Here is a 24,905-nt window from a genome sequence, read left to right as displayed (position 1 = left end):
AACTAGGTAACAGCCCATTTTTTTATCTTACTCTATCTTCTGATAATTGCTCTTCCTCTTCTAACTCATGTACTTAATTAGTAGCCCCTACCTCATGAATAGCAAGCTCAAGGTAATTTTGCTCCTCGATTCCATTTGGCAAGCTTGGGATTGTCAGTGTAAATGTACTACCTTGCCCCTCGTCACTTTGTAAAGAAATCCAGCCACCAAGTAATCTTGCGAGCTCGTTACAAATGGACAAACCAAGACCTGTTCCACCGTATTTACGCACTGTTGCTCCATCAGCCTGTTGGAATGATTCAAAAATCAGCTGATGCTTATCCTTAGGAATCCCTATACCTGTATCTGTAACTGTGATTTCTAACCAGTCGGCACTAAGATCCTGCATATTATTTGTTAACTGTTCTTGGCCAAGCTGTTTAATTTCAAGATTAACTGAACCTTGTTCTGTAAATTTAAAGGCATTTGATAATAAATTTTTCAATATTTGCTTGAATCTTTTCTCGTCCGTAAAGAAAACATCTGTTACATTTTTTTCTTTTGAAATATGGAATTGGAGATTTTTTTTCGTTGCTACAGGCGCAAAGGTTTGCTCGATTTGTACAGGAACCTCACTCATATTCATTTCATCAAAACTAATATCTAACTTGCCTGCCTCAACTTTTGATAAATCTAAAATATCATTAATTAATGCAAGCAAATCTTCACCTGAAGAATGGATAACCTTTGCAAATTCAGCTTCCTCATCTGATAAATTACTTTGGCTATTTTCAGCTAGCATTTCAGATAAAATTAATATGCTATTCAGTGGCGTTCGCAATTCATGTGACATATTGGCTAAAAACTCAGATTTATAATTTGAATTTAGTAACAACTGCTCCGCACTTTCCTCTAATTTTCTTTTAGCTTGTTCTAATTCTCTCGTCTTTAACTCTGCCTCTTTTGTTCTTTCCTCCAATTGTTCATTAATCATTGTCAGTTCCTCTGATTGCATCTGTAATTCTTCTGTCATAGCTCTTGATTCATTTAATAAACGGACAATTTCCATACGCCCTAGGACACTATTGATCGTTAATCCAAAAGTTTCGATAACTTGCTTCACTAATTGCTGCTGTTGCTCATTAAAACCAGTCATTGTAGCTAATTCAACGACAGCTATGACGTCATTTTCAAATTTAATAGGGACGATAAAAATACTTTTTGGTGGTACTTCCCCTAAGCTAGTACCTATTAAACGGAAGTCTTCTGGAATATCATTATAAATTAAAATCTTTTTTTCTAAAGCACATTGTCCAATTAAACCTTGACCCAGTTTAAAGCTCTCAATTCCAACATCATCCCTTACATCTGCAAAAGCAGCTTTTTTTACAAACTGTATATTATTATCAGTAGTTTCTCGAACATAAAATGCACCAAGAGAAGACTTCGTTTTTTGCGCTATTTCTGAAAGGAAAGTTTCAGCTAATTTGGTGATGGCAGAAATGCCTTGATATTTTGTGACGATTTCCGCGATATTCAGCTGCAGCCATTCTCTTCTCTCGAGTATATTCAACAACTCATTTGTAGCAGCTGCAAGGTCATTGATCTCATCATTCGTTCTAACATGAATCCTTCCTTTTTGACGGCTCTTGGAAGTAGCGATTTCTTGAATCGTTTGGGTAACCTGTGTTAACGTTTTTACGATTGAACGAGAAATGCCATTTGCAATGATAATCGCAACAACTGAAATAAATACTAGTATGCCTAGCAGTGTAAGTGTTACGATACTATTCCTTTTGTCCAAGTCATTTACTTTGGCTTGCATACTTGCAATTACCTCTGAACGGAGTGATTCAAACTGAGCTCGTACTGTTTCCATGTCTTTACGACCTACATCTACTTTGTAGAGCTCCCCTAACGCTTCTTCCTTATTTTCTTTTTTTAATTCAATGGATGGTTCTCCTGATGTTGTAATCCAATGCTCTATTGTTGCCTTTATCTCGTTTAACTTCTGTTGTTGTGGTGGTTTATTTTCAAAAAGCTGATAAAGTTCCTTAAAATCGGATCTCCACTTTTCACCAGCTTCGTAATAGGTCTCTAAATAGCTTGGTTCACCCGTAATAACAAAGCCCCTCTGGCTCGAGTCCATATCTAAAATGTACTTTTCAATGCTGTTGGTTACAGCATGTATATGTGAATTATTCTTGAAAATATAATTTCTTTCTTTTTGTATAGAAATAATTTGATTATTTAAGATGAGCACTGAAGCAAGTAAACATAGTATGATAACAATATAGCCTAACGTAATTTTCCATCGTATACCTATCTTTAATTTATTGAACATTTGTTTTCCTACCTTTATCTATCATAAACTCTATAACTAGTATCATTGTACATCAAAGTAACAAAGTTTCTTCCTGTTACATTAAGACAATTTCTGACAGATACTTAATAAAATTTACATCGAAAGAGTCCTGCAACATACCTTGGGATTGCCGATCCAACTGGGCGCTTTGTTGCTGTCGCTTCGCTTTCGCACAGATAAAACATTTGTTGCTGTCGCTTCGCTTTCGCACAGATAAAACATTTGTTGCTGTCGCTTCGCTTTCGCACAGATAAAACATTTGTTGCTGTCGCTTCGCTTTCGCACAGATAAAACATTTGTTGCTGCCGCTTTGCTTTCGCTACACAAAACATTTGTTGCTGTCGCTACATAAAATAATTGCCGGAAGAAATTAAAAGTTAATAAGTCCCGTATTCTTTTCATATATATTTTATATTGGCCAATTTTGCTAAGGCATAATTGATAATAAGGAGAGAACAATTGTGGACATTTACGTAAGACCTGGAGATTCTCTTTGGCATTTCAGTGAAGTGTTTAAAATACCTCTTCAACTAATTATAGATTCAAATCGAAATATTAAACCTCAATTTTTAAGGGTCGGACAACGCATTCGAATTCCAGGGTTTGTGACTATCAATTATCAAATCAAACAAGGAGATACTTTTTGGCAAATAGCTCAAAGCAGAAATCTCCCATTAGTAGCCATCTTGCTTGCCAACCCCAGTCTTAATCCAAATCAATTACACATTGGACAGACAATTCGCATTCCCCAACGAATCACATGGAGGCTCGTCAATGGTAAACAAAATTATTCTTACACTATTTTAATGAATGATATCAAAAAGCTACTCGATGCTTATCCTTTTCTACAAAGCTCTACGATTGGACATTCTGTTTTACAGCATGAAATCCCAGAGCTCCTAATCGGGAACGGAACTAAGCGTGTACATTATAACGGCTCCTTTCATGCGAATGAATGGATTACAACCCCGATTATTTTAACGTTTATAAACGACTATCTACTCTCACTCACCAATCAAAAAACAATTCGCGGTTTATCTCTACTCCCACTTTACCAGCAAACAACCCTTTCCATAGTTCCAATGGTCAATCCCGATGGTGTTGATTTAGTAGTTCAAGGACCACCTAATGACGAAGCATTAAGAAATCAGCTTATTACTTGGAATAACGGTAGCACTGATTTCTCAGGTTGGAAGGCTAATATAAATGGTGTCGATTTGAACGATCAGTTTCCTGCAAAATGGGAGCTCGAAAATGCAAGAAATCCTAAAACACCTGGACCAAGAGATTTTGGAGGACAACGACCTTTGTCCGAGCCAGAGGCCATTGCTATGGCTGACTTAACAAAGCGGCGTGATTTCGCCAGGGTTCTTGCGTTTCATACACAAGGTAGAGTGATTTATTGGGGTTTCGAAAACCTCGAACCACCAGAGTCAGAAATCCTTGTTAATGAGTTTAGCCGGGTCAGCGGCTACGAGCCTGTCAATTCGGCAGGCAGTTATGCGGGCTATAAAGATTGGTTTATTCAGGATTGGCGTAGACCTGGCTTTACTGTCGAGTTAGGTAGTGGTACAAATCCACTTCCACTCAGCCAATTCGACGAAATCTATGAAGAGACATTAGGTATATTCCTTGCAGCATTATATATGTAATAAAATGAGCCGAGTAAGCAGCTTATGAAATCGAATTAACCATCATTTCAATACTAAATAAATATCCCCAATCCCCTTTTACTTCTAAAGTGAATGGGGATTTTTTACCCTCTGTTTGATTGCTTCTTGATAGTTCATCACCAAAAGTCGTGGATGGCTTTTGTTAAAACGTCTACTATGTCAATAAGTTGATTGGAGTGGCGGTTGGGCGACTCCTCGGGGATTAACGTCACAGATGATACCTTGGACCGAGCATCGCGAGTGAAGCGGCTCATCGGACGCCCCCAGGAAGCTCTGCTCTGTGCGAAAGCGAAGCGACAGCTACAAATGTTTTATCTGCGCGAAAGCGAAGCGGCAGCGATAAAAGCGCCCAGCCGGAACGGAAATCAACCACACGTTTTGATGATGATCCTTCTTAGCAGAAATATGGACGTATTTGGAAAAATTACTTTGACAGGCAGAGTAATGTTTGCTAATATTACTCTAACAGATAGAGCAATAAAAAATAAGTAGGTGACTTATGGTTCGAAGTGACATCATCCGCGGACACTTGGACTCCATTATTTTAAGGTTAATTTTAGAGAAAGATCGTTATGGTTATGAAATTTCTCAGGAAATAAGTATCCGCACAAATAATCGTTTTCAAATTAAAGAAGCAACTTTATACGCAGTTTTTCAACGTCTTGAGAAAAAGGAAATTATTGAAGCCTATTTTGGTGATGTTTCACACGGAGGCAAAAGAAAGTATTACCGTATTACCTCATTAGGTAAAGCTTATTTAAATGAGCTAGTAAAAGAGTGGTCGGAAGTAAAAGAAATTATCGACTTATTTATGGAGGGCTTAGAATGAAAAAAATAAAAAATCATATTGATGAGCTTTTTAAAGACATTCCTCGTAACAAAGAAACAGAGATGGTAAAGCAAGAAATCATTCAAAATCTTGAAGAAAAAGTATTTTATTTGATGGATCAAGGGAAAGAACAAGAGGATGCCATCAACAAAGCCATCGTGGAATTTGGAGATATTGAGGATTTAAAAAAGGAATTAGGCGTGAAGGATCCCGGAAAGAAAAACATGTCTAAATTAAATTTAGAATTCTCTATATGGGGTAGTGGCTTAATTATTGCATTTTTTATTTTTATTAATCTTTACTATACACCAGATACAATTTGGGCAATCTATCCGATCTTCGCAATATTATGGTGGCCATTATCTATGTACTTCGTTTGGTCACGTAAGAAATGGAGTGAATGAACATGAAAAACTTTATTAACTTTTCGATTGTAGGTAGTTTGATGACAATGATTTTTTTAGGGATCGTCAATTATACGACGTCACCTCAGGAGCTTTGGTTTATTTATCCGTGCTTACTTGTTTTGCTATGGCCAATAACGTTATTCTTTATGTCTAAAAGAATGTATAAACAATATTCTCTTGTTTGTAGCACACTGATTATTGCTTTTCTTATCATTGAGAATTATTTATATTCGCCCGATTATATATGGTTCATTTATGCGATTTATCCAATCATCTGGTGGCCAATTCTTATGTATTTAGAGGAAAAAGCAAAAACATTAAAAATTGCACTGATAGGCTGTGCAAGTACCATTATTTATTACTCCTTATTGAATCTTATTTTATCCCATCCATACCCTTGGGCGATCTATCCATCATTTTTAGTAATTTGGTGGCCCTTATCTTTATACCACGCACAAAGAAAAACATTTGTAGCATTCTCTGTTACCGCTACAGTTCTTATCAGCATCTTTTTTATTACAGTAAATATTGTCTCTTCACCAGGAGTAATATGGGCGTTTTATCCAATCTTTGTAGTCCTCTGGTGGCCCCTTAGCATGTATTTTTATGTTTATAAAAGAAAAATGTACAGATCAACAACTCTCCCTAAAAAAGTCTAAAAATTTCGATTACAATTCACATTCGCAGGGGGAATTAGATGAAAAAGATAATGAAATTTATAAAATATACTGGAATAATTACTATCGTACTACTCGTAACAGCGCTTTTATTTCCTACATGGACTTCCCATATAAAAGGTAATAACAGTGTTAGTGCATTAGAACAAGTAAAGATAAATGGAAGTAATCATGAAGTTATGATACGTGGCAAAGATAAGGATAATCCCGTTATTATTTTTGTCCATGGCGGACCTGGATGTTCAGAAATTCCATATGCCAGTAAGTATCAAAACTTATTGGAAAACAATTTTACAGTTGTGAATTACGACCAAAGAGCAAGCGGAAAATCATATCATTTTTTTGAGGATTATTCTAATCTTTCATCAGACTTACTCGTAGATGACTTATTGGCCTTGACGGATTATATATCAGATCGTCTTGATAAAGAAAAGGTAATATTAATTGGTCATTCTTATGGAACATATATTGCAACTCAAGCTGCCTATAAAGCTCCTGAAAAATTTGAAGCATATGTTGGAATTGGGCAGATGAGTGATCAAGTAGGAAGCGAGATTGACGGTTTGAATTACGTTATTCAGCAAGCTGAATACGATGGTAATGAAGAGGATGTTCTATATTTACAAGGGTTAACTGAACAAGTTGAAAATGGCGAGACGTTTATTCCACGGAGCTATATTGCAAAATATGGTGGAGCTTCAAGACTTATTGATAATCCTGATGGGGATAGCATAGGTATGTTATTCAGTCGTGAGTATAACTTATTAGATGTCATTCGTTACAACTATGGCATATCTAGCTCGCAAAAGGCTTTATTAACGGAAGTAATAAAAAAACCTTTACCTACAAAAGTAAAAAAACTTGAATTACCATGCTATTTTGTTATGGGTAAATATGATTATCAAACTTCATCTAACCAAGCGAGAAAATACTTTGATATAATTGAAGCCGATAAAAAAGAGTTTATAGCATTTGAACAATCAGCACATTATCCGCAATTTGAAGAGAAAGAAAAATTTTATGAATGGATGTGCGATACATTTGTGAAATAAATGTTCTTCACCATAATGTAGGGTTGATTTCCGTTGTGCCCGGGTGCTTACCTGGGAGCGTCCGTTCCCTAAAGGGTATCGATAGTAGCCCCTATTATTTATTTACTATATAATTTAGCTATTAAATATTTTAACGGGCTGTGATATTATGTCAAAAAATGATCAATTGCACAATGTAGAAATCATTATGAAAGAGATGCTTGAAATACAGCATACATCAAAAATGTTCGTAAATCTTTTATCTGAGGGTGAATCATTATCTCAAAACCAACTAATCCTCCTACTTCAACTGAAGATTAATGGTGGTATGAAAGCAACAGAAATTGCTGAGTTCTTTAGTGTAACACCTGGAGCCGTTACATCAATGTGCGATAAACTAGAAAAGTTGGGATTAGTAGAGCGGATTAGAGAGAAAGAAGATCGTCGTGTTGTAAAAATGATTTTAACAAATAGCGGTGAATTAAAGGTTCAAGATTTATTTTTAAAGTTTCCACAAGAAAAACTGATAGACATGGCAACAATATTGCGTGAGGTTAATCAGTTAATGAAAAAAATTTTTTAGGATTTCATACAATTGAAATCCTTTTTTTATTGCCTAAAAAATCCATAAAATGCTTATGACAAGTTTTTTGTTCTTGACAAAACAAAGTGGCATATAATTTAATTAATATATATTTCAATAACTAAAATATATATTAATTAAATTAAAATGAGGTGGTTATCCGTGATTCAAAAACTACGTACAGTAACCCTTACTAACGGCTCTATTAAAGACTTAGCAGCAGACTGTGAGCAATTAAATATCCGTGGATCTGTTACTTTACATCAAGAAATACGCGTAAAAAAAATCTCTACTCATGGTCATAGCTCTTTTCATTCCCGCGTTGAAGCTCAGATTTTAAATAGTACAGGATCATGCTCTATAAGAGATTTTTGTGAAATTAATGAGGTTAAAAGTGCCGGGAGCTTAAATATCCGGAATGGGCAAGTAACAAAATTGAATAGTTCTGGAAAGTTGGCCATTGAACAAAACTTACAAGTAGAACAGTTTCAGGCAGTCGGTTTTGTTAAAGCGAATGAAATAGAGGCTAAACATTTTCAATTAAAAATGTCTGGTGGAAATGAGATTGGAAAGCTTATTGCAGATGTGATACATGTAGAAAAAGATACGTTATCTATATCTTTTCTAAAGAAAAAGCTAAATTCTAAATATATTAAAGGTGAACAAATACATCTTTCCTATACAGATGCAGAAATTGTTGACGGAGATATTGTAACAGTAGGTGATAATTGTCACATACAAACACTTTATTATACAAAAAGCTATTCGATTGCTAAAAATGCAAAGGTGCAACAAATTATACGGAGGGAAGAGGAATGACATTCATAAAAATTATTCAAGGCTTTTTTTGCTCATTAGCCCTTCTCGTACTATCTGTCCTCTATACAGGGCTGATCATCAGTGCATTAATATCAATAGTAGCCGGCATTTTGCGAACATTCGGCTTGGAGCAAATACAAATGAGCATTTGGAGTGACATTGAGCTTCCGATCGCTTTCAGCATTCCGCTAGCACTCTTGGTTTCATTGTTGCTGTTTTTTTGTTCAATGTATATCAAACGCTCTATCCAATTTTGTTATTCCAAGCTTAAATTTTAAAATTAGTAGCACACCTTTTGTTTGCTAGTAAACAAAAGGTGTGCTTCATTTATTTCGCTCTTATATAAATATTTTTTCATTAAATCATTACGATTTTGTCATTAATTAATGCCTATTTAAATATATTAGATATTATGGATAAAAATTCTCACTGCAACTCCATTTTTGAAATAAAAAAATAGAACCTTCCACCCTAAATTAGAATGAAGGTTCTATTTTATTTTGTAGAAACAAATCGTTTGTTTCTACATCTGATTTTATTTTAAACGAAGCGCTTCGTCTGTTGTTTCGTTAATTTCTTTAAGAAGCTCTGGATTGTCTGCTAATGACTTGCCGTAAGATGGGATCATTTCTTTAATTTTTGACTCCCATTCGTTAACATGTTGAGGGAAGCATTTATTGATTACCTCAAGCATAACATGTACAGCAGTAGATGCACCTGGAGAAGCTCCAAGTAATGCAGCGATTGAGCCATCAGAAGCACTTACAACTTCAGTACCAAATTGAAGTGTTCCTTTACCACCAGCTTCAGTATCTTTAATAACTTGTACACGTTGACCAGCTACGATAATATCCCAATCATCGCTCTTAGCATTCGGGATGAACTCACGTAGCTCTTCCATACGTTGTTCTTTAGATAACATAAGTTGTTGGATTAAATATTTTGTTAATCCCATCTCTTTAACCCCTGCCGCTAATAACGTTGTAATATTATGCGGTTTTACAGAAGCAAATAAATCCATATTTGAACCTGTTTTTAAGAACTTAGGTGAGAAACCTGCGAACGGCCCAAATAGTAAAGATTTTTTGTTATCAATATAGCGTGTATCAAGATGCGGAACAGACATTGGTGGAGCACCCACTTTAGCTTTTCCGTATACTTTCGCATGATGTTGTTCAGCAACTTCTTGGTTTTTACATACTAAGAATAAACCACTAATTGGGAATCCCCCAATATGTTTTCCTTCAGGAATGCCTGATTTTTGAAGTAATTCTAAGCTTCCTCCACCAGCTCCAAGGAAGACAAATTTTGCTGTATGGTATTCCATTTTACAACCATTTTTGTCGTGAACTCGTACTTCCCATGAACCATCGTTAGTACGTTTCAAGCTTTGAACACTATGATTGTAGTTGATGTCAACGTCTTGAGTTTTTAAATGGTCGAATAACATACGTGTTAATGCACCAAAGTTAACATCTGTACCAGTGTCAATTTTTGTCGCAGCGATAGCTTCATCTGCTGGACGATCTTGCATAATAAGAGGAATCCATTTCTTTAGCGTTTCTGGGTTATCAGAAAATTCCATACCTTGGAATAAAGGATTTTTTGTCATCGTTTCATGACGTTTTTTTAGAAACTCTACATTGTCTTTACCTTGTACTAAACTCATATGAGGTAAAGGCATGATAAAGTCTTGTGGATTATTGATCAGTTTATTGTTCACAAGGTAAGACCAGAACTGTTTTGAAACATGGAACTGTTCATTAACGTTAATCGCTTTGCTAATATCGATTGATCCATCTTTTTTCTCTGAAGTGTAGTTAAGCTCACAAAGTGCAGCATGTCCAGTTCCCGCATTATTTAATTCGTGAGAACTTTCTTCACCAGCTTTATCAAGCTGCTCAAACACTGTAATTTTCCAATCTGGCGCTAATTCTTTGAGCATTGTCCCCAAAGTAGCACTCATGATTCCGGCACCAATTAAGATAACATCTGATTTAATTTGTCTGTTACTCATTTTTACCTTCCTTATATATTAAGATTTGCAGAAAGGATGTAAAGCTCTCCTGCTTAGATATCACAGTAAGCCACGGAGTAACCTAGGAGTACACCTTTTCTGTATCAATTATTACCTTATTGCAGTGTATCATAATTACATAAAGATTAAAATATCAACTATCTATATGAGAGTTATGTGCATTTTTCGAGCCTTTCCCTTAATAAATCAAGAGAAAAACCTCCTTTTTCCTCACTAATAAACCCAACCTTTATTTAAGTTTTATGGAATAATTGGCCTAAAATTGGCTAGCATTTTCATATAATAATGAGGATTTTTTAAATATTATATCTATATAATAACATAAAAATATGGAACCAGTCTTGTTTTTGCACCAGCTCCACTCATATAATTTTTTTATTATTTTTTAGTGTTATTTTAACATTTTTATTATTCTAACCAGCCAAATCTCATCCTATTCTTCGACAGGACTTTTTATTTTCCAACCATCTATCTTAAAGCCACCCATCTGATTAAGGACATAGTTTACTAACTCTTCAAATGCCTCCATCATCTTTTGTTGGTCCGCTTCTAGTAATGCTTTTAAAAACATTTCTTTAAATATCGAATCAGGAAAAACACTTTTTAGATATTTTTTTATATATGCTGGATCTACAAAATAAGAGTGTACTTGATTGTACGGAATGCTTTCTAACCTTAAGAATTGACAGTACTCAGAAAATAATTTAGCTAGTGAATTAAAATATACAAAAGAGAAATCTACTCTTTTTTGTTCAAAACAATCCTTTAAATTGTCTAATGAATCCCATAGTGAATATTTTTTTATTTCTAAAACTGTTTTATTTAATTCATCATATTCATTGTTTAGCCAATGTTCAGCTTCGATTTTTAATTCATTAAGTATTCCCGTGTTATCAAATAGAATCTTTCCTGTAATAATTTGAACCATGGACATTGTTCTTTGGTTTTGAAAGTCCCCTTGAAAGTATTTATGAATTTGGTGTGGTGGATTAGCAAAATATTCTATAAGAAAACCATTAATAATTCTATTCCCTCTCTCTCGCCAATCAACATCATCAGATAAAATAATATGTACATCTATATCAGAACGTCTAGAAGGATTTCCTGTTATGTAGCTCCCACATACAAGTGCCCCTACAACATCATTTCGGTTTTTCCAATCTTTTAAAAACTCTTCAAGCGCCATCTTCCATTCTTCCATTCTTCCATTCTTCCATAAAGTTATCATCACCTTTTCTTTAATATATTCAAGATATATTAAAAAAAACCTTTAACTCTGTAAATGAAAAAACACAGCCTTATTAGCTGCGTAAACTTAATAAATATTTCTTTCTTATAGTTGTTCCACTTTTCACTATTGTTTGTTCAATGCTTTTTCACACTCTTATCCGAACATCCATCTAACCTTTATTTTTTTCTAGTAGCTGCTCCATTTTATGATCAGCAGGTAGTAGCAATACTTGCTTTATTTGTTTAATCTCTTTTTCTCTTTGAATCATCTGTTTATACTTATTTTGAAATAATATTTTTAGCTGTTGAACGTTTTGAATCTCATCTTCTGTCAGTTCATCATTTTCATCAGTATTTTGCGACCATTCAAAAAGCATTTTAATTTCTTGAAGTGAAAAACCACATTGCTTTAGTTTAAGAATTGTACTAATTATTTCGATATGACTCTCATATAATCACGATGTTTGTTTATTATTTCCGGATGTAATAAACCCAATTTTTCGTAAAAGATGGAGTTAACTTCATGTCAACAGATTTTAATCAAAAGAGCCCCAATCGATCTTCTAGAGCTACTACCTATCGTTAGTACAAAATATAATGCTGTTGCCCATGAAGTCATAAATCCAATTCCAACTATGAATAGACAAGTTTTTAGCCAATCTCTATGTCCTAATTCATTTATTTGAAAATATCAGCTAAATAGTTTTGAACAGACTCTGGTAATAGTTGAAAGAACAATCCTTCATATTTGATATCGAGGATACCAGCAATGAAAATAATAATAATGATGAATATTAAAAGGGGTTTCTTATTTTTAGAAATCCATTTCAATAGTCTCCCCTCCTCTGAAAAAATAACGTTATAGTTTGCAAATTAAGTATATATTGATTCCAGTAATATATAAACCTGTCCTTTTGATAATACAATCATTCTCTGTCACCCAAATTGGCGATGTTACATAAGATTAATTATACCTCGGCATAATTGCGTCCGGAATCGGCTCTGTGCTATACAGAGCTACAATAATTGAAATTTTATAAAGAAAGGAATAGCGATGGTAAACTTTAACTCATTTCGTGGGGTCGTTACTCAGATTGATGATTTTCCGATCGGGCAAAATGGAGAAAAGGAAGGTTGTTATAAAATTATGACGGTAGAAGATAGTACTCAGGGCATCGTCAATTTTGTCATCTCACCTTCTACTTATTTTGTAAACCAAGAGATTGTAACAATTGGTGATCAGATTACTGGATATTATGATAGAGATGCACCTGTCCCTTTCATATATCCGCCTCAATATCGAGCACTCATCGTCGTAAAGGAAAATACCTATCAAAATGTCAAAGTCGACTTTTTTAATAATCAATTAGTGAGTAGTGATGGCCAATTACAATTAAATCTTTCTCCTTATACGCCTATCTTGCTTAAAAATGGGCAACCTTTTTCAAAAAGCCCGGCAAATCGAAACCTAATTGTTATCTATGGACCTACTACAAGAAGCATTCCTGCACAAACCACACCGTATAAAATAATTGTTTGGTGTTAACTAAATAGATAGAAAATATTTCCTGGGAAAGATCTCAATCATCCCATGTTAAGCTCTTTACTAACTACATTTTTGCAAACCGACAGATTACATTTTGTGATTCAAATCATTAATCCCTCATCTGCGCAACATTTCATTAACTGTCAGGCAAACAGAAGAATAAAATTAAGCGGCTTAAGTCCCTTTATTAAGGAGCTTAGCCGCTTAAAATATTATTTTTATTTCTTCTGTCTTCTGTTCAAAACCAATGTATTTATTGATTATTACCTTGCATTTCGTGTAATTGCTGCTTGATCTGCTCTAGGTATGCTTTATTTTGTTGGACTGTATCCAAATGTTCACCATATTGCTTTGCATTCATAAATGCATTTTCAGCATGTTCGATTTGATTGAAGGCATGCTCAATCGCTATCTCCTCCGGATGTGACTTTGCATGCTTCAATAAACGTTCCGCCTTTTGGACAGAGTTCCCAAACAAAGTACTTGGATGATCCTGTTTCCAGCTCATATCTGAGTGCTTAGCCAATTTTGCCTCTTCCCTTCCTGCCAATTTGATAAATAATCTAGATATAGTATTGGAAAATGTACAGAAAATATGTACGCAGAAGTTAGAGAATATCTAAATGGAACAAACAGAAACGTGTATATTATTTTTTAAAGACACAGAAGATAATAATCATCATTAATAATTGAAGGGCAAGCTTAAAAATAAACGAGACCGACTAAAATGATTGGTCTCCCTTTTATCAGCCTTTTACACATTTTCTTTAGCCATCGTCTTATTGTCAGTATGGATGCTTTTCATTCCTTCAAAAAATGGATACTCTAGACTTAAATATCTTTCCAACTCTCCATTATCATGAGGAAGCTTCTCTAAATAAAACTTCGAATCGTTTATTCTTTTTTGAATTTCCTGTAGATTTTGTGTTGTCGAACCGTGTCCAGGTATATGTGTCGTTATATGATGATTAAGCAAAATATTTTCAGCTTTATTGACCGTATTTACATAATCATTATAGTTACTAAAAATAAATGGAAACTCAATATCTGACAAATAATCACCAGAAAGAAACAGACCATAAGGCTCAATAACTGTAAATAAACCATCATTCGTATGACCAGGTGCTTGATAAAATGTCATGGTTAGGGAATCTAATTCTAATTTATGCCCATCCTCTGAAACAACAATATCTACAGTTGGATATACAGGTGAATAGTTTCTATTCAAATAATATTTTTGGTCAAATTGTTTAATTTTTTGAATGCTGTCTTCTTTGTTAGGATTTTCATTAAATTGTTTAGAGGCAATTACTTTAGCTTCTGGGAATGCCCCAGATCCGATAATATGATCAAAATCGCTATGTGTGTAAATAATATATAGTTGTTTATCGCCTATAACCCTGTTTATATAGCTCTTAATTTCTTCAATTTCAGTAGGTAACCAATTAGGGTCTGTCATAATTACTGCTTCATTAGTTTGAATAATTGCAGAGGTAGTCATATATAATGCACTTTGAAAAACGGTAATATTATTTTTATGGAATTGAATCACTATGAACCATCCTTTTCCCCTTATTTCCCCTTGCTAATGAGCTAACTTTTCGAATAAAGGCTTTAATTTTTTATCCTCACTATTCCATAGTTCGAGCTGCATTTATAAAAACCCTTCTTTTGGAAAAAAATTACGAAATCGGTTTAAGCTGTTTTATCTATTGATACAAGTATTCATGAAGAAGAGATCTATATGATACTATTCTCCATAAAGGTAGAAATCTTTCATTTCAATCAAGGAGAGTCAACATGAACAACAATAAGGACAACACAGAAATCATTTTACTTTCTGACCCATCCGAGTGCTTGATGCATCCGTTTTATAATAAACAAATTGTCTTTACAGGGGCTCTTTCCACTATGACACGTTCAGAGGCTGCGAAAAGAGTAAGAGCTTGTGGAGGGATTATGCAAGGGACTGTGACACAAGATACAGATTTCGTTATTCTTGGGGACAAACGTCGCGGTATAAGTACGAAACAATTAAAAGCCGAGAAATTGATTACCCTCGGCCAAGACATTCAAATTATTATTGAGGATGATTTTATTTGGCTCATTTCAATGCAAAAAGAAGGGCTGCCTCCAATTTAAACATCATTCTTTAATTCAACTCATCTAAAAAGGTATGTAAAACAAACTATGTTCTCATACCTTTTCACATATTTTATTACCTCAAAAGCTTACAATTCTAGAAGAACTAGAACAATTGACTAAACAAAAAATATTAATTATGCCTCAGCATAATTGGGTCCGGAATCGGCTTTGTGCTCAGCAAAATTTTGTTAGACCCGTTCCTTTTAGTGGCCTAGCAATAAAAAGTACGATAATAGCTCTTACTATGCATCTTGATTATGTTTATGCCCAGTGTAAATCTGGTGGCATACATGATCAATTTTTTAGAGTGTTGATCATGAACTAAGATGCATGTTTTATATAAGGAAAAAATAAATTGTATAGAAGTTATTAACATTCAATCTTTCTATACAGCTTATTTTTTTGTTTATATAATAACTTCCCTACTCTAATTTTATTAATATTTAAAAAGTGGGACATTAAATCATTTTTGAGAAATCATTAAAAAGTATTCTAAAACAAATTGACGAAACTGCTTAGCAATTGGTATAAAGTAGCGCTTTTCTGACCAGGCCAACCCAATAATTCGTTGACAAGCTGGCTCGACTATTCGAAGTTTATGCGGAAACTCCCCTGATTTAGGTACCCATGATAATTCTAAAACGAAAGCAACACCTAATAAAGGAGGATTGTAGTCCTACATAGAAATGATAATAGTTAAAACAAATAATATTTTTAAGGAATTTTAACTAATTTCTACATTTTTTTACCTACCTGTATATCACTACTGTAAAATAAAAAGAATGGGACATTCGATACGAAAAAATAAAAAGTTTAATAATAATTTATACAGGACAATGATAAAAAATTGGGGGTTCATATAAATGTCTATGGAACAAACGAGGTATTCTCGACTGGCCAATATTACTAAAATGATAAACATGAAGCAAGATTTACGTGAAGTATTGGAGCAGGTAACAATAGCAATATCTGAAGAAATCGTCACATGTGATTCTGTGGGCATTTATTTACCACAAGAAGATGGAACATTCAGAGGATATGTAGGAAAACCAGAAGTTATTAATGGCTGGACATTGAATATGCATGTAATTGACACCGAAATAGATTTGCTGGCAAAAGAAGTAATTGAAACAAAGAAAACCGTCTATATTCCTGATACCTCAAAAGATAATCGACCTGATCCTAGAGCTGTCGAGGGGTTTCATATTAAATCTTTATTAGTTCTTCCCATCTCCTTTGAACAGGAGTTATTTGGCCTTGTTTTTTTATTTGATTATGGAATTCCAATGAACTTAACAGACGATGAAATTCAAACGGTTGAGGCATATGTAAATATGGCTGCTGTTGCTATTCAAAATGCAAACATCTTAGCTTATAAAGAACGACTTATTAACGAAAAACAGTTGCTACTTGATGTTACACGTGATTTATCAATGTGCTCCTCACTACAAGAGAGCCTTGATAAATGCTTTTTCTATTTAGAAAAGGTTTTAAAAAATATGAATATAGGTGTTCACCTATTAGATCCTTTAGCAGAAAAAAGAATTAAACCGGCTAAATTGAGTAAGGATAGTGATTGGACAGAAGAAAATTGGTTAAAAACACATAACAAAATAAAAATTGATCAAAGCAATGATGCCGTAATGCAAGAGGTTTTTAAAACTAAAAAAGCAATTCTTATTCCAAATGTATTTGAAGATGAGAGGCCAAATCATGAAGTTTGTCGCAATTTCGGCATAAACGGTTTAGTTATGTTTCCTTTGATTTCAATGGGTGAAATTTTAGGACAAATATCTATTGTTAATCTTGAAAAAAAAGCATTTTTCTATTCAGAAACTCAATTACAGCTAGCCCAATCAATTGTTGATACTACAGCATCTGCATTATCAAACCTTTTATATATGGAAAAGCAAGAAATTATTATCGAGGAGAGAACCTCAGAAGTAATAGCCAAAAATAGAGAACTTGAAAGAGTTGTTACAGAGTTACAGCAGCTTAGCCGTGAAAAAGAGTTAATTCTCAATTCTGCAGGTGAAGGAATCTTTGGATTAGATCTTGATCGAAACATTACATTCTGCAATCCAGCAGGTGCACTTATGTTGGGTTATGAAACAGAGAAAGAATTAATCGGAAAATCCGTCGATATTATTAGCGGTAGTGAAACAGAGGATAAAATGATTGTTTCATCTTTATTAAATACAAATTTCAACAGCTACAAGGTGTTTTTTAGAAAGAATAACTCCAACTTTCCAGTAGAATATGTAACCTCCTTAATAAGAGAAGGAGACAAAATTGTAGGAGAAGTTGTTACATTTAAAGATATAACTCAAAGAAAGCAACTAGAAGAAAAGATTAAATATCACGCTTATTTTGATAGTTTAACGGGTTTACCCAATAGAGTTCTTTTAATAGAAAGACTAACTCAAGGGCTGAAGTATGCAAAAGCGAATGGAAATAAATCGGCAGTTTTATATTTGGATTTAGATCGTTTTAAGTTAGTAAATGATTCTCTAGGACATAGCTATGGTGATCTATTGCTCCAAGATGTTGCCAAACGCTTAAGTGCTTGCGTTCCGGAAGGAGCAACCGTATCACGGCAAGGAGGGGATGAATTTACAATCTATATACCTAAAATTAATTGTGAACATGACATTTTGGGGGTCATTAATTGTATAAATGCTTCTTTCTCTAAACCTTTCAACCTAATAGACAATGAAATATATATTAAAACAAGTATTGGTATAAGCCTGTTTCCTGATAACGGTGAGACTACAGATGAGTTAATCAAAAATGCAGACACAGCTATGTACAAGTCGAAAGAAACACCAGGTACTAGCTATCATTTCTTTAGCGAAGGTATGGATACAAGAACTTTTGAAACTATCAAACTTGAAAATGATTTATATAAGGCTATAGAACGAGATGAACTTATTGTCTTTTATCAGCCACAAATAAACTATGAAACAAACAGAATTAAGGGTGTTGAAGCTTTACTAAGATGGAATCATCGAGAACACGGAATGATAACACCAGATAAGTTTATTCCAATTGCTGAAGAAACAGGTTTAATCGTCCCTATAGGTGAGTGGGTTCTTAAAGAGGCATGCAAGCAATTAAAAAAATGGCATAATCAAGGATATCCTTTGATTAGTATGTCTGTAAATTTATCGGTCCATCAGTTCGAACAGAATAATTTATATTCTATTGTAGAAAATGTCCTAAAAGAAACAGATCTGTCACCTGAGTATTTACAACTAGAGCTTACAGAAAATTTAATTGTTAAAAATACACAATTAACATTAAAAACAATGATACAATTAAAGGGTCTTGGGGTAAATTTAGCCATTGATGATTTTGGTACAGGATATTCATCTTTGGGTTATTTAAAAAATTTACCGATTTCTACATTGAAGATTGATAAATCCTTTGTACAAGAAATGTTAATGGATGATGCAGCTGCTATTACCAATACGATCATTACCCTAGCTCAAAATTTAAAACTTGAGGTTATTGCTGAAGGAGTTGAAACACAAGAACAGGCTGATTTTTTACTGGCACAAAATTGTCATTTAATGCAAGGATATTTTTTCAGTAAGCCCATGAAGGCTGAAGATATTATGAAAAAATATTTCTATTAGTTTTCTATTTTAGAAGATAAAGGAGTTTTATGATGAAAGCAGCTCGTACGGTCTTAGAATATTTAAAAAGTAACGGTGTTCAATATATTTTTGGTATTCCAGCAGGTTCAGTCAATGCATTTTTTGATGAACTGTATGATATGAAAGAAATAACACCGATTGTAACAAAACATGAAGGCGCTGCGACCTACATGGCCGCAGCTTACGCAAAATATACAAACCAGATGAGTGTATGTATTGCTTGTAGTGGACCTGGTGGAACAAACCTAGTAACTGGTGCTGCAAATGCCATGCGGGAACATTTACCGGTTTTATTTTTAACCGGTGCTGTTCCAGTTAACACAATCGGTTTAAATGCTTCTCAAGAGTTGGATGCTCAACCGATCTTCCAACCAGTCACTAAATATAGTGTAACGGTTAAAGAATCAAAGGATTTACTGAAAGAAGTAGTAAAGGCCACTGAAATCGCTATGTCAGGAGTGCCTGGTCCAGTACATATTGCTATACCAATAGATGTTCAACACGAAATAGTTCAAAACATAGAAATACCAGCCCCACCAAAAAGAACAGCAATAGTTCCTAATATAGATACCATTAACAATGTAGCTGAAGAGCTAATGAAAAGAAAAAATGGTTACATTTTGGCAGGACAAGGTGTAAGGAATTCAGTTGAGCAATTACTAGAGTTAGCTGAATTACTGAATTGGCCAATTCTAACAACACCGCAAGCAAAAGGATACATTCCAGAGAATCATCCTCTTCTGGCTGGTGTTTTCGGTTTTGCTGGCCACGAGGCTGCCTCAGAATTAATAGCTGAAGGCGATGGGCAAGTATTGTTAATCGTAGGTTCAAGTTTAGGAGAAACAGCAACAAATAACTACAACTTAAATCTTACGAAAAATCGTTTTTCTATACAAATGGACTATGATCAAACGGTGTTCAATCGAAAATATGAAATTGATATACCTGTGCTAGGTGATATAAATTTAAGTTTACTATTCCTTATAGAAGAATTAAAAGCTAAAGGGGCAACAAAAAAAGGGACTGCACTTGAGGTTAAAGAAAATAAAGAGCTTCTTGGAGATACAGAGGAGTATAATACGAAAAACGTTCTATTAAATATTCAAAAATATTTACCATCTTCCACTAGGTATACAATTGATATTGGTGAATTTATGTCCTATGTCATTCATCACATGAATGTTTTAGATTATGATACTTTTGATATTAATGTCCATTTTGGTGCAATGGGAAGTGGAATTGGTTCTGCCATTGGCTCAAAGTTAGCTGAACCAGAACGCCCTGTTGTATGTATCACAGGTGATGGTTGCTTCTTCATGCATGGAATGGAAATATTAACAGCAAAAGAATATAATCTACCGATTTTGTTTATCGTTATGAATAATGCTCGTTTAGGAATGGTATACCATGGACATAATCTACAGTTCCATCGTACTCACCCATCTTTTGAGCAAAATCCAGTTAGTATTAGTGCTATGGCTTCAGCTATGGGTATACCAAGTTTCCAAGTAACAGAACTACAAGATATTAACCAAGATATGATTAATAACTTATCGAATTTAAATGGTCCAGCAGTCTTGGAAGTAGTTTTAACAGATAATAATACGCCTCCTATGGGAGACCGAGTTAAATTTTTATCTTCTTTCGGAAAGTAAGAGCTTTTAAAGTTGTATAACTAAATGTGAAAAGTCATATAGATGGAATCATATTCCCCTATATGACTTTTTTTTCTCTTCTAGTTATACCCCTGTTATGTCTATGGATAATTACATTTTTCTATCTCCAACTAATAGCTTCTATGTATCTGTTTGTTTATAAATTTGAAAATGAATGTTGAATGACTCCAAGTATAGCGCCTATTGTTTTTCCTTTGAAGGCATCTGGAACAGCTTCACCTGTGGGGTTTGAGAAATAGTAACTATCGTTTTTCTCATCGAAGTAATACCCTATACTCGTTAGTGCATGCTGTAAGTCAGTAGGTAATTCTACTAGCCCAGTTTGTTCAGTGAAATATTGCGTTGGAAAGACCTTCACATCAATATCACTTTCTCCAGTGTATACTACAAATAAGTCTTTTTCATGTTGTACAATCCACTGACCTTTTGAATATAAAGAAATTCTTGCTCCTTCTAATGATGATATCGCTTCTAAATTAACACCCAAAATTTCATTTATTATTTTACGAACTTCTGCCCCTGTGATTTCGCTGTCGTATTGATTTAGACGGGAATCTATTGCTTCTCTTCCTGTTGATGAAGAAATTCCATCTGCCTTTTCCTTCTCTTTCGATAAAATAGGTGCCTCATCTAAATTAATCTTGAAAATTAAATCTACAACATGATAAATCTCAGAACTACTAATTTCTTTCCCATAAGAATTAAAATACTCATCCATCATTTCTGCCTTTTTCATTATTCGACCCTCCGATAAAAACCTTACTTGCTTATGATACATTTCTGTAAGCTCGGTTCATTTATTTCGTACTTGCGCTACTTCTTCTAACATTTTTATAAACCTTTTTTGCTCCCGCTCATTGTTAAGTAACCTAGAAACACGTATAGAGCTTTCTAAGTATTTTCTAACTTTTATATTAGCAAAGAATGAACGGTGATGTTCTTCATGTTCATATAGTTCATTAAACCATGGATACATCCGCAACTTCTTTATGTTGTTGTCGATCTTCTTCGTATCTAAAGCTGTTCTACCATCCAAAAGATATACACCAGATAAGAGACTAAGATAAATGCCAATTATATAGATAACTACTAGATCAACCCATCGCCAAAGCTTTTTCATCAGCATTTCTCCTAAATTTCCCTTTTCTAGCTTATCATAACTTTAATTTAGAGTTAATAAAAATACCTAAAACATTGTAATATCAACGTTCTAGGTGTGGTCTTTTTAATAACCTTACTTATGATACGGTTCCCTTTAACATACTAAGGTGCGCTATATTTTTCTTCGCTTTGGCTCCCTTCCTTTGCTCAGGTTAAAACTGATTACCAACATCTAATTTTTAAGATCGAAAGCTTTCTGCGTATTTTAATGCAAGCTGCGTTCTGGAAGTTACTTGAAATTTCCGATACAAATTTTGCAGATGTTTCTTTACTGTATTTTCACTGACATATAAATAACTGGCAATTTCCGCATTTTTAAATCCCTTACATAAATACATTAACAGCTCTTCTTCACGTCGTGTAGTTCGCAATGAGTCGCCTGGCTGAACATATTGATGTAATAAATAAATGTTTTCAATCATCCGCTTTACATACAATAGCTTTTGACTATCCTGCTCTGTAAATGGTGTTTCCCCTTCTTTTCGTAAAAAGCCAATAGCCGCTGTTGGCTTTTGCTGATTGTACAGATACATAACCATTTCATCTTTAAAATCATTTATTTGTAAAAAGCGCTCAACATAATGCTGCTTTTTCTTCATCGATATTACATCATTTCGTTGCATTAATTGAATACCGGGTTGGTTTTGCATATTCACAGGGTGTAAAGGATCATAATATTTATACTCATGTAGATAACTTTGTACCGTATATGGCTCTACATTGAAACAGACAGGTTGTTCAATTAACTCCCCATCTACCACTTCCCAAAATAACGTATGCTCATATTGAAAACATTCACTCAATACTTGCAACATATTCAATTTAAAGTTTTCACTTGTTTGTTGCATATTGATATTCGAAATCTTAAACGTTGCTTCTAATAAATACTCCACCTCTTTATGCTCATACAATATCAATTCCTCCTATTTTCTATTTTAGATTCATATATTCTCGTTTAAAGCGAATTATCCTTTTGGGTAATATCAATTTTTTTCATCTCATTTTAAAATGAATTTGTAAGTCAAAACTATAATGAGGTGATCAGATGAAATTACAAGAATATGCATCATATGACGGTCTTGGATTAGCGGAGTTAGTAAAAACAAAGCAAGTGACACCACAAGAACTTACAAAATTAGCGCTACAAGGTATTGAAAAGGTTAACCCTTCGATTAATGCCGTTGTCAACGTGTTAGAGGAACAGGCTGACAAAGCGATTCCAGCTTTAAATGATAATCAACCTTTTACAGGTGTCCCATTTTTAATTAAAGAAGTTGTACTCCATGCAGAAGGTGTGCCACATAGTATGGGCAGTCGTGTTGCAGAAAATGCTGTAATGTCTGTCGATAGTGAATTAATGAAACGTTTTAAAAACGCTGGTTTTGTGTTAAGTGGTACAACCACAACACCAGAATTCGGCTATAATGCCGCTACGGAAGCTGTCATTTATGGTCCTACACGTAACCCATGGAATCTAAACCATAGCCCTGGTGGTTCAAGTGGTGGTGCAGCCGCTTCTGTCGCAAGTGGTATCGTCCCAATCGCGCATGGTAATGATGGAGGCGGATCCATTCGTATTCCTGCATCATGTAGTGGTGTCGTTGGCTTAAAGCCTTCACGTGGTCGCGTGCCATTGGGGCCTTATAATAGTGAGGCATTAAATGGGCTAGCCATTGAATTTGCGCTGACAAAAACAATTCGTGATACCGCTACATTACTGGACCAAGTAGCTGGACCAGACTTAGGATGCTACTCGATTATTCAAAGCCCAGAAATGCCTTACAGTAAAGCAATTCAACAAAAGGTACGTCCACTGAAGATTGCCTGGACAACAGAAACAAATTCTGGTGCATCCGTTGATCCAGAATGTATCGAGGCCGTACATAAGGCCGTAAAATTATTAGAAGAGTTAGGGCACGAAGTAGTCGAAGCTCGACCAGTTTACGACCAAGCACTATTTTCACGTGCAACGGTAAATATTTGGACAGCGAATATTTATAAAATGATTGTAGGGGCTGCAGAATTAACAGGTAAAACACCTTCACGCGATAATATTGAAGCAGCCATTTGGCAATGCTATGAATATGGCAAAGACTTAAAAGCTAGCGCGCTTTTAGAAGCTATTAATACGAACGCACTTGTATCACGTCAAGTAGCGACATTCTTTGCAGATTATGATGTGCTTTTAAGCCCAACAATCGGCACTTTACCAGCAAAAATTGGTGAGCTAAATGCGGATAATCCAAACATCTCGGCGATTGAATGGACAGAGCAAATTTTCACATACGCGCCGTTTACCAATTTGTTTAACGCAACAGGTCAACCCTCGTTATCATTGCCCCTTGCGATGAGTGCGTCTGGCTTACCAATCGGGCTGCAATTTACAGGACGCTTTGCAGATGAGTTAACTCTTCTACAGCTTGGGAAACAATTAGAAGAATCTGCTCCATGGAAAGATCGTAAACCACCCGTACATGTGGCTGCAGAAGTCGCGGAAATTGCGACAACGTAAAAAAAGTAGGTGCAAGATTTTTCTTGTACCTACTTTTTTCTAGTTTACGGACATGCGATATTTTTATATATGAAATGTCGTATAATTAATTCATTTAATTAAAAGCAAAGCGGCTGTAACATAGCTATAAAATGAGGTGGGAAAACACAGTGGAAAAACTAGTATTGCTTATGTATGGTGACTCACTACCACCACGAAAACATATTCATAAGATTGCTGATAAGTATATTAGATACTTTTTAAATGAAATGAAAAATGAAAGTCTTACACTATGTGCTTACTTATGATACGGTTCATCACAACTTATTAGCTGGCGGTTTTCTTAAAATAATCGCCAGTTATTTTAATTTCCCGGATTACATACTAAACCGATTCCCCTACAATCACTCCTCTTACTGCCCCCCTAATTTTCTATAAGCAATTACACCACCGACTGTACCAACAACTGCTGCCTTAATAGGATTAATTGGAAAAATCAACGAATCCCTGTAGGTCATTCCTCACTTAAAAGTTCTACTTTTTATTAAATTACTAGGAAGATAGATTCAATCTTCCTTTGATAAACTGATACTAAT

Annotated in this window: 23 protein-coding genes; 13 read left to right on the top strand and 10 right to left on the bottom strand. The window is 34.5% G+C overall.

Features of this window, described 5'->3' with window-relative positions; all coding sequences use genetic code 11:
• Positions 1–73 precede the first annotated feature (73 nt).
• Positions 74–2,323 (bottom strand): ATP-binding protein, encoded by a 2,250-nt coding sequence (locus tag JNUCC51_RS11950; protein ID WP_337992121.1) that lies wholly within the window; start codon positions 2,321–2,323, stop codon positions 74–76.
• 482 nt (positions 2,324–2,805) lie between these two features.
• On the opposite strand from JNUCC51_RS11950, the gene JNUCC51_RS11945 reads away from it, so the two are divergent.
• The 8 genes from JNUCC51_RS11945 to JNUCC51_RS11910 all read left to right on the top strand — a co-directional run bounded on the left by JNUCC51_RS11945 (position 2,806) and on the right by JNUCC51_RS11910 (position 8,641).
• Positions 2,806–3,996, top strand: a complete 1,191-nt coding sequence (locus JNUCC51_RS11945; protein ID WP_337992120.1) for a M14 family metallopeptidase — start codon at positions 2,806–2,808, stop codon at positions 3,994–3,996.
• Between the two features lie 520 nt (positions 3,997–4,516).
• On the top strand, positions 4,517–4,846 hold the full coding sequence (locus JNUCC51_RS11940) for a PadR family transcriptional regulator (protein ID WP_337992119.1): 330 nt from the start codon (positions 4,517–4,519) through the stop codon (positions 4,844–4,846).
• Entirely contained in the window at positions 4,843–5,250 is a 408-nt protein-coding gene (locus tag JNUCC51_RS11935; RefSeq protein ID WP_337992118.1) for a permease prefix domain 1-containing protein, read from the top strand. The genes JNUCC51_RS11940 and JNUCC51_RS11935 overlap by 4 nt, the downstream gene beginning before the upstream one ends.
• Before the next feature lie 2 nt (positions 5,251–5,252).
• A complete protein-coding gene (locus JNUCC51_RS11930; protein ID WP_337992117.1) occupies positions 5,253–5,912 on the top strand; it encodes a hypothetical protein in 660 nt (219 codons plus the stop codon).
• Between the two features lie 38 nt (positions 5,913–5,950).
• Positions 5,951–6,982 (top strand): alpha/beta fold hydrolase, encoded by a 1,032-nt coding sequence (locus tag JNUCC51_RS11925; RefSeq protein WP_337992116.1) that lies wholly within the window; start codon positions 5,951–5,953, stop codon positions 6,980–6,982.
• 148 nt (positions 6,983–7,130) lie between these two features.
• Complete coding sequence (locus JNUCC51_RS11920) at positions 7,131–7,544, top strand: MarR family winged helix-turn-helix transcriptional regulator (protein WP_337992115.1); 414 nt, start codon at positions 7,131–7,133, stop codon at positions 7,542–7,544.
• 162 nt (positions 7,545–7,706) lie between these two features.
• Entirely contained in the window at positions 7,707–8,363 is a 657-nt protein-coding gene (locus JNUCC51_RS11915; protein ID WP_337992114.1) for a hypothetical protein, read from the top strand.
• Positions 8,360–8,641: a hypothetical protein gene (locus JNUCC51_RS11910; RefSeq protein WP_337992113.1), complete on the top strand. Its 282-nt coding sequence runs from the start codon at positions 8,360–8,362 to the stop codon at positions 8,639–8,641. Before JNUCC51_RS11915 ends, JNUCC51_RS11910 begins: the two co-directional genes overlap by 4 nt.
• A gap of 257 nt (positions 8,642–8,898) precedes the next feature.
• Here JNUCC51_RS11910 and JNUCC51_RS11905 read toward each other — a convergent pair whose 3' ends face one another.
• The 4 genes from JNUCC51_RS11905 to JNUCC51_RS11890 form a co-directional block, all read right to left on the bottom strand.
• Positions 8,899–10,380 carry a malate:quinone oxidoreductase gene (locus JNUCC51_RS11905; RefSeq protein ID WP_337992112.1) on the bottom strand — a complete coding sequence of 494 codons (1,482 nt, stop codon included), beginning with the start codon at positions 10,378–10,380 and terminating at the stop codon, positions 8,899–8,901.
• 454 nt (positions 10,381–10,834) lie between these two features.
• Positions 10,835–11,602 carry a nucleotidyltransferase domain-containing protein gene (locus JNUCC51_RS11900; RefSeq protein WP_337992111.1) on the bottom strand — a complete coding sequence of 256 codons (768 nt, stop codon included), beginning with the start codon at positions 11,600–11,602 and terminating at the stop codon, positions 10,835–10,837.
• Between the two features lie 199 nt (positions 11,603–11,801).
• Complete coding sequence (locus tag JNUCC51_RS11895; protein ID WP_337992110.1) at positions 11,802–12,008, bottom strand: hypothetical protein; 207 nt, start codon at positions 12,006–12,008, stop codon at positions 11,802–11,804.
• Positions 12,009–12,309: 301 nt separating this feature from the next.
• Positions 12,310–12,462, bottom strand: a complete 153-nt coding sequence (locus JNUCC51_RS11890; protein WP_169776063.1) for a hypothetical protein — start codon at positions 12,460–12,462, stop codon at positions 12,310–12,312.
• A 223-nt stretch (positions 12,463–12,685) separates the two neighbouring features.
• Between JNUCC51_RS11890 and JNUCC51_RS11885 the strand changes: the two genes are divergently transcribed.
• A complete protein-coding gene (locus JNUCC51_RS11885; RefSeq protein ID WP_337992109.1) occupies positions 12,686–13,177 on the top strand; it encodes a hypothetical protein in 492 nt (163 codons plus the stop codon).
• 253 nt (positions 13,178–13,430) lie between these two features.
• Here JNUCC51_RS11885 and JNUCC51_RS11880 read toward each other — a convergent pair whose 3' ends face one another.
• Positions 13,431–13,703: a hypothetical protein gene (locus JNUCC51_RS11880; RefSeq protein WP_134022177.1), complete on the bottom strand. Its 273-nt coding sequence runs from the start codon at positions 13,701–13,703 to the stop codon at positions 13,431–13,433.
• Between the two features lie 228 nt (positions 13,704–13,931).
• Complete coding sequence (locus tag JNUCC51_RS11875) at positions 13,932–14,729, bottom strand: MBL fold metallo-hydrolase (RefSeq protein WP_337992108.1); 798 nt, start codon at positions 14,727–14,729, stop codon at positions 13,932–13,934.
• A 248-nt stretch (positions 14,730–14,977) separates the two neighbouring features.
• Between JNUCC51_RS11875 and JNUCC51_RS11870 the strand changes: the two genes are divergently transcribed.
• From JNUCC51_RS11870 to JNUCC51_RS11860, 3 genes are all read left to right on the top strand, one after another.
• A complete protein-coding gene (locus JNUCC51_RS11870) occupies positions 14,978–15,319 on the top strand; it encodes a BRCT domain-containing protein (protein WP_337992107.1) in 342 nt (113 codons plus the stop codon).
• 866 nt (positions 15,320–16,185) lie between these two features.
• Complete coding sequence (locus JNUCC51_RS11865; protein WP_337992106.1) at positions 16,186–18,960, top strand: bifunctional diguanylate cyclase/phosphodiesterase; 2,775 nt, start codon at positions 16,186–16,188, stop codon at positions 18,958–18,960.
• A 32-nt stretch (positions 18,961–18,992) separates the two neighbouring features.
• A complete protein-coding gene (locus JNUCC51_RS11860) occupies positions 18,993–20,636 on the top strand; it encodes a thiamine pyrophosphate-binding protein (protein ID WP_337992105.1) in 1,644 nt (547 codons plus the stop codon).
• Positions 20,637–20,793: 157 nt separating this feature from the next.
• Here the strand turns inward: JNUCC51_RS11860 and JNUCC51_RS11855 are convergent, their stop codons facing one another.
• The 3 genes from JNUCC51_RS11855 to JNUCC51_RS11845 all read right to left on the bottom strand — a co-directional run bounded on the left by JNUCC51_RS11855 (position 20,794) and on the right by JNUCC51_RS11845 (position 22,729).
• The gene (locus tag JNUCC51_RS11855) at positions 20,794–21,393 is read right to left on the bottom strand and encodes a hypothetical protein (protein ID WP_337992104.1); all 600 of its coding nucleotides are present in this window, start codon (positions 21,391–21,393) and stop codon (positions 20,794–20,796) included.
• Positions 21,394–21,450: 57 nt separating this feature from the next.
• Positions 21,451–21,777, bottom strand: a complete 327-nt coding sequence (locus JNUCC51_RS11850; RefSeq protein ID WP_337992103.1) for a nitrite reductase — start codon at positions 21,775–21,777, stop codon at positions 21,451–21,453.
• Between the two features lie 220 nt (positions 21,778–21,997).
• Positions 21,998–22,729 (bottom strand): response regulator transcription factor, encoded by a 732-nt coding sequence (locus JNUCC51_RS11845; RefSeq protein ID WP_337992102.1) that lies wholly within the window; start codon positions 22,727–22,729, stop codon positions 21,998–22,000.
• Between the two features lie 134 nt (positions 22,730–22,863).
• On the opposite strand from JNUCC51_RS11845, the gene JNUCC51_RS11840 reads away from it, so the two are divergent.
• Positions 22,864–24,330, top strand: coding sequence for an amidase (locus JNUCC51_RS11840; RefSeq protein ID WP_337992101.1), 1,467 nt, complete (start codon positions 22,864–22,866; stop codon positions 24,328–24,330).
• Positions 24,331–24,905: the final 575 nt, after the last annotated feature.

It is taken from the genome of Lysinibacillus sp. JNUCC 51, assembly GCF_015999525.1.
In the GTDB taxonomy this organism is placed as follows: Bacteria; Bacillota; Bacilli; order Bacillales_A; family Planococcaceae; genus Lysinibacillus; species Lysinibacillus xylanilyticus.
Note: the sequence above shows the minus strand (reverse complement) of the source record. Positions and strands in the feature narration are given on the sequence as shown.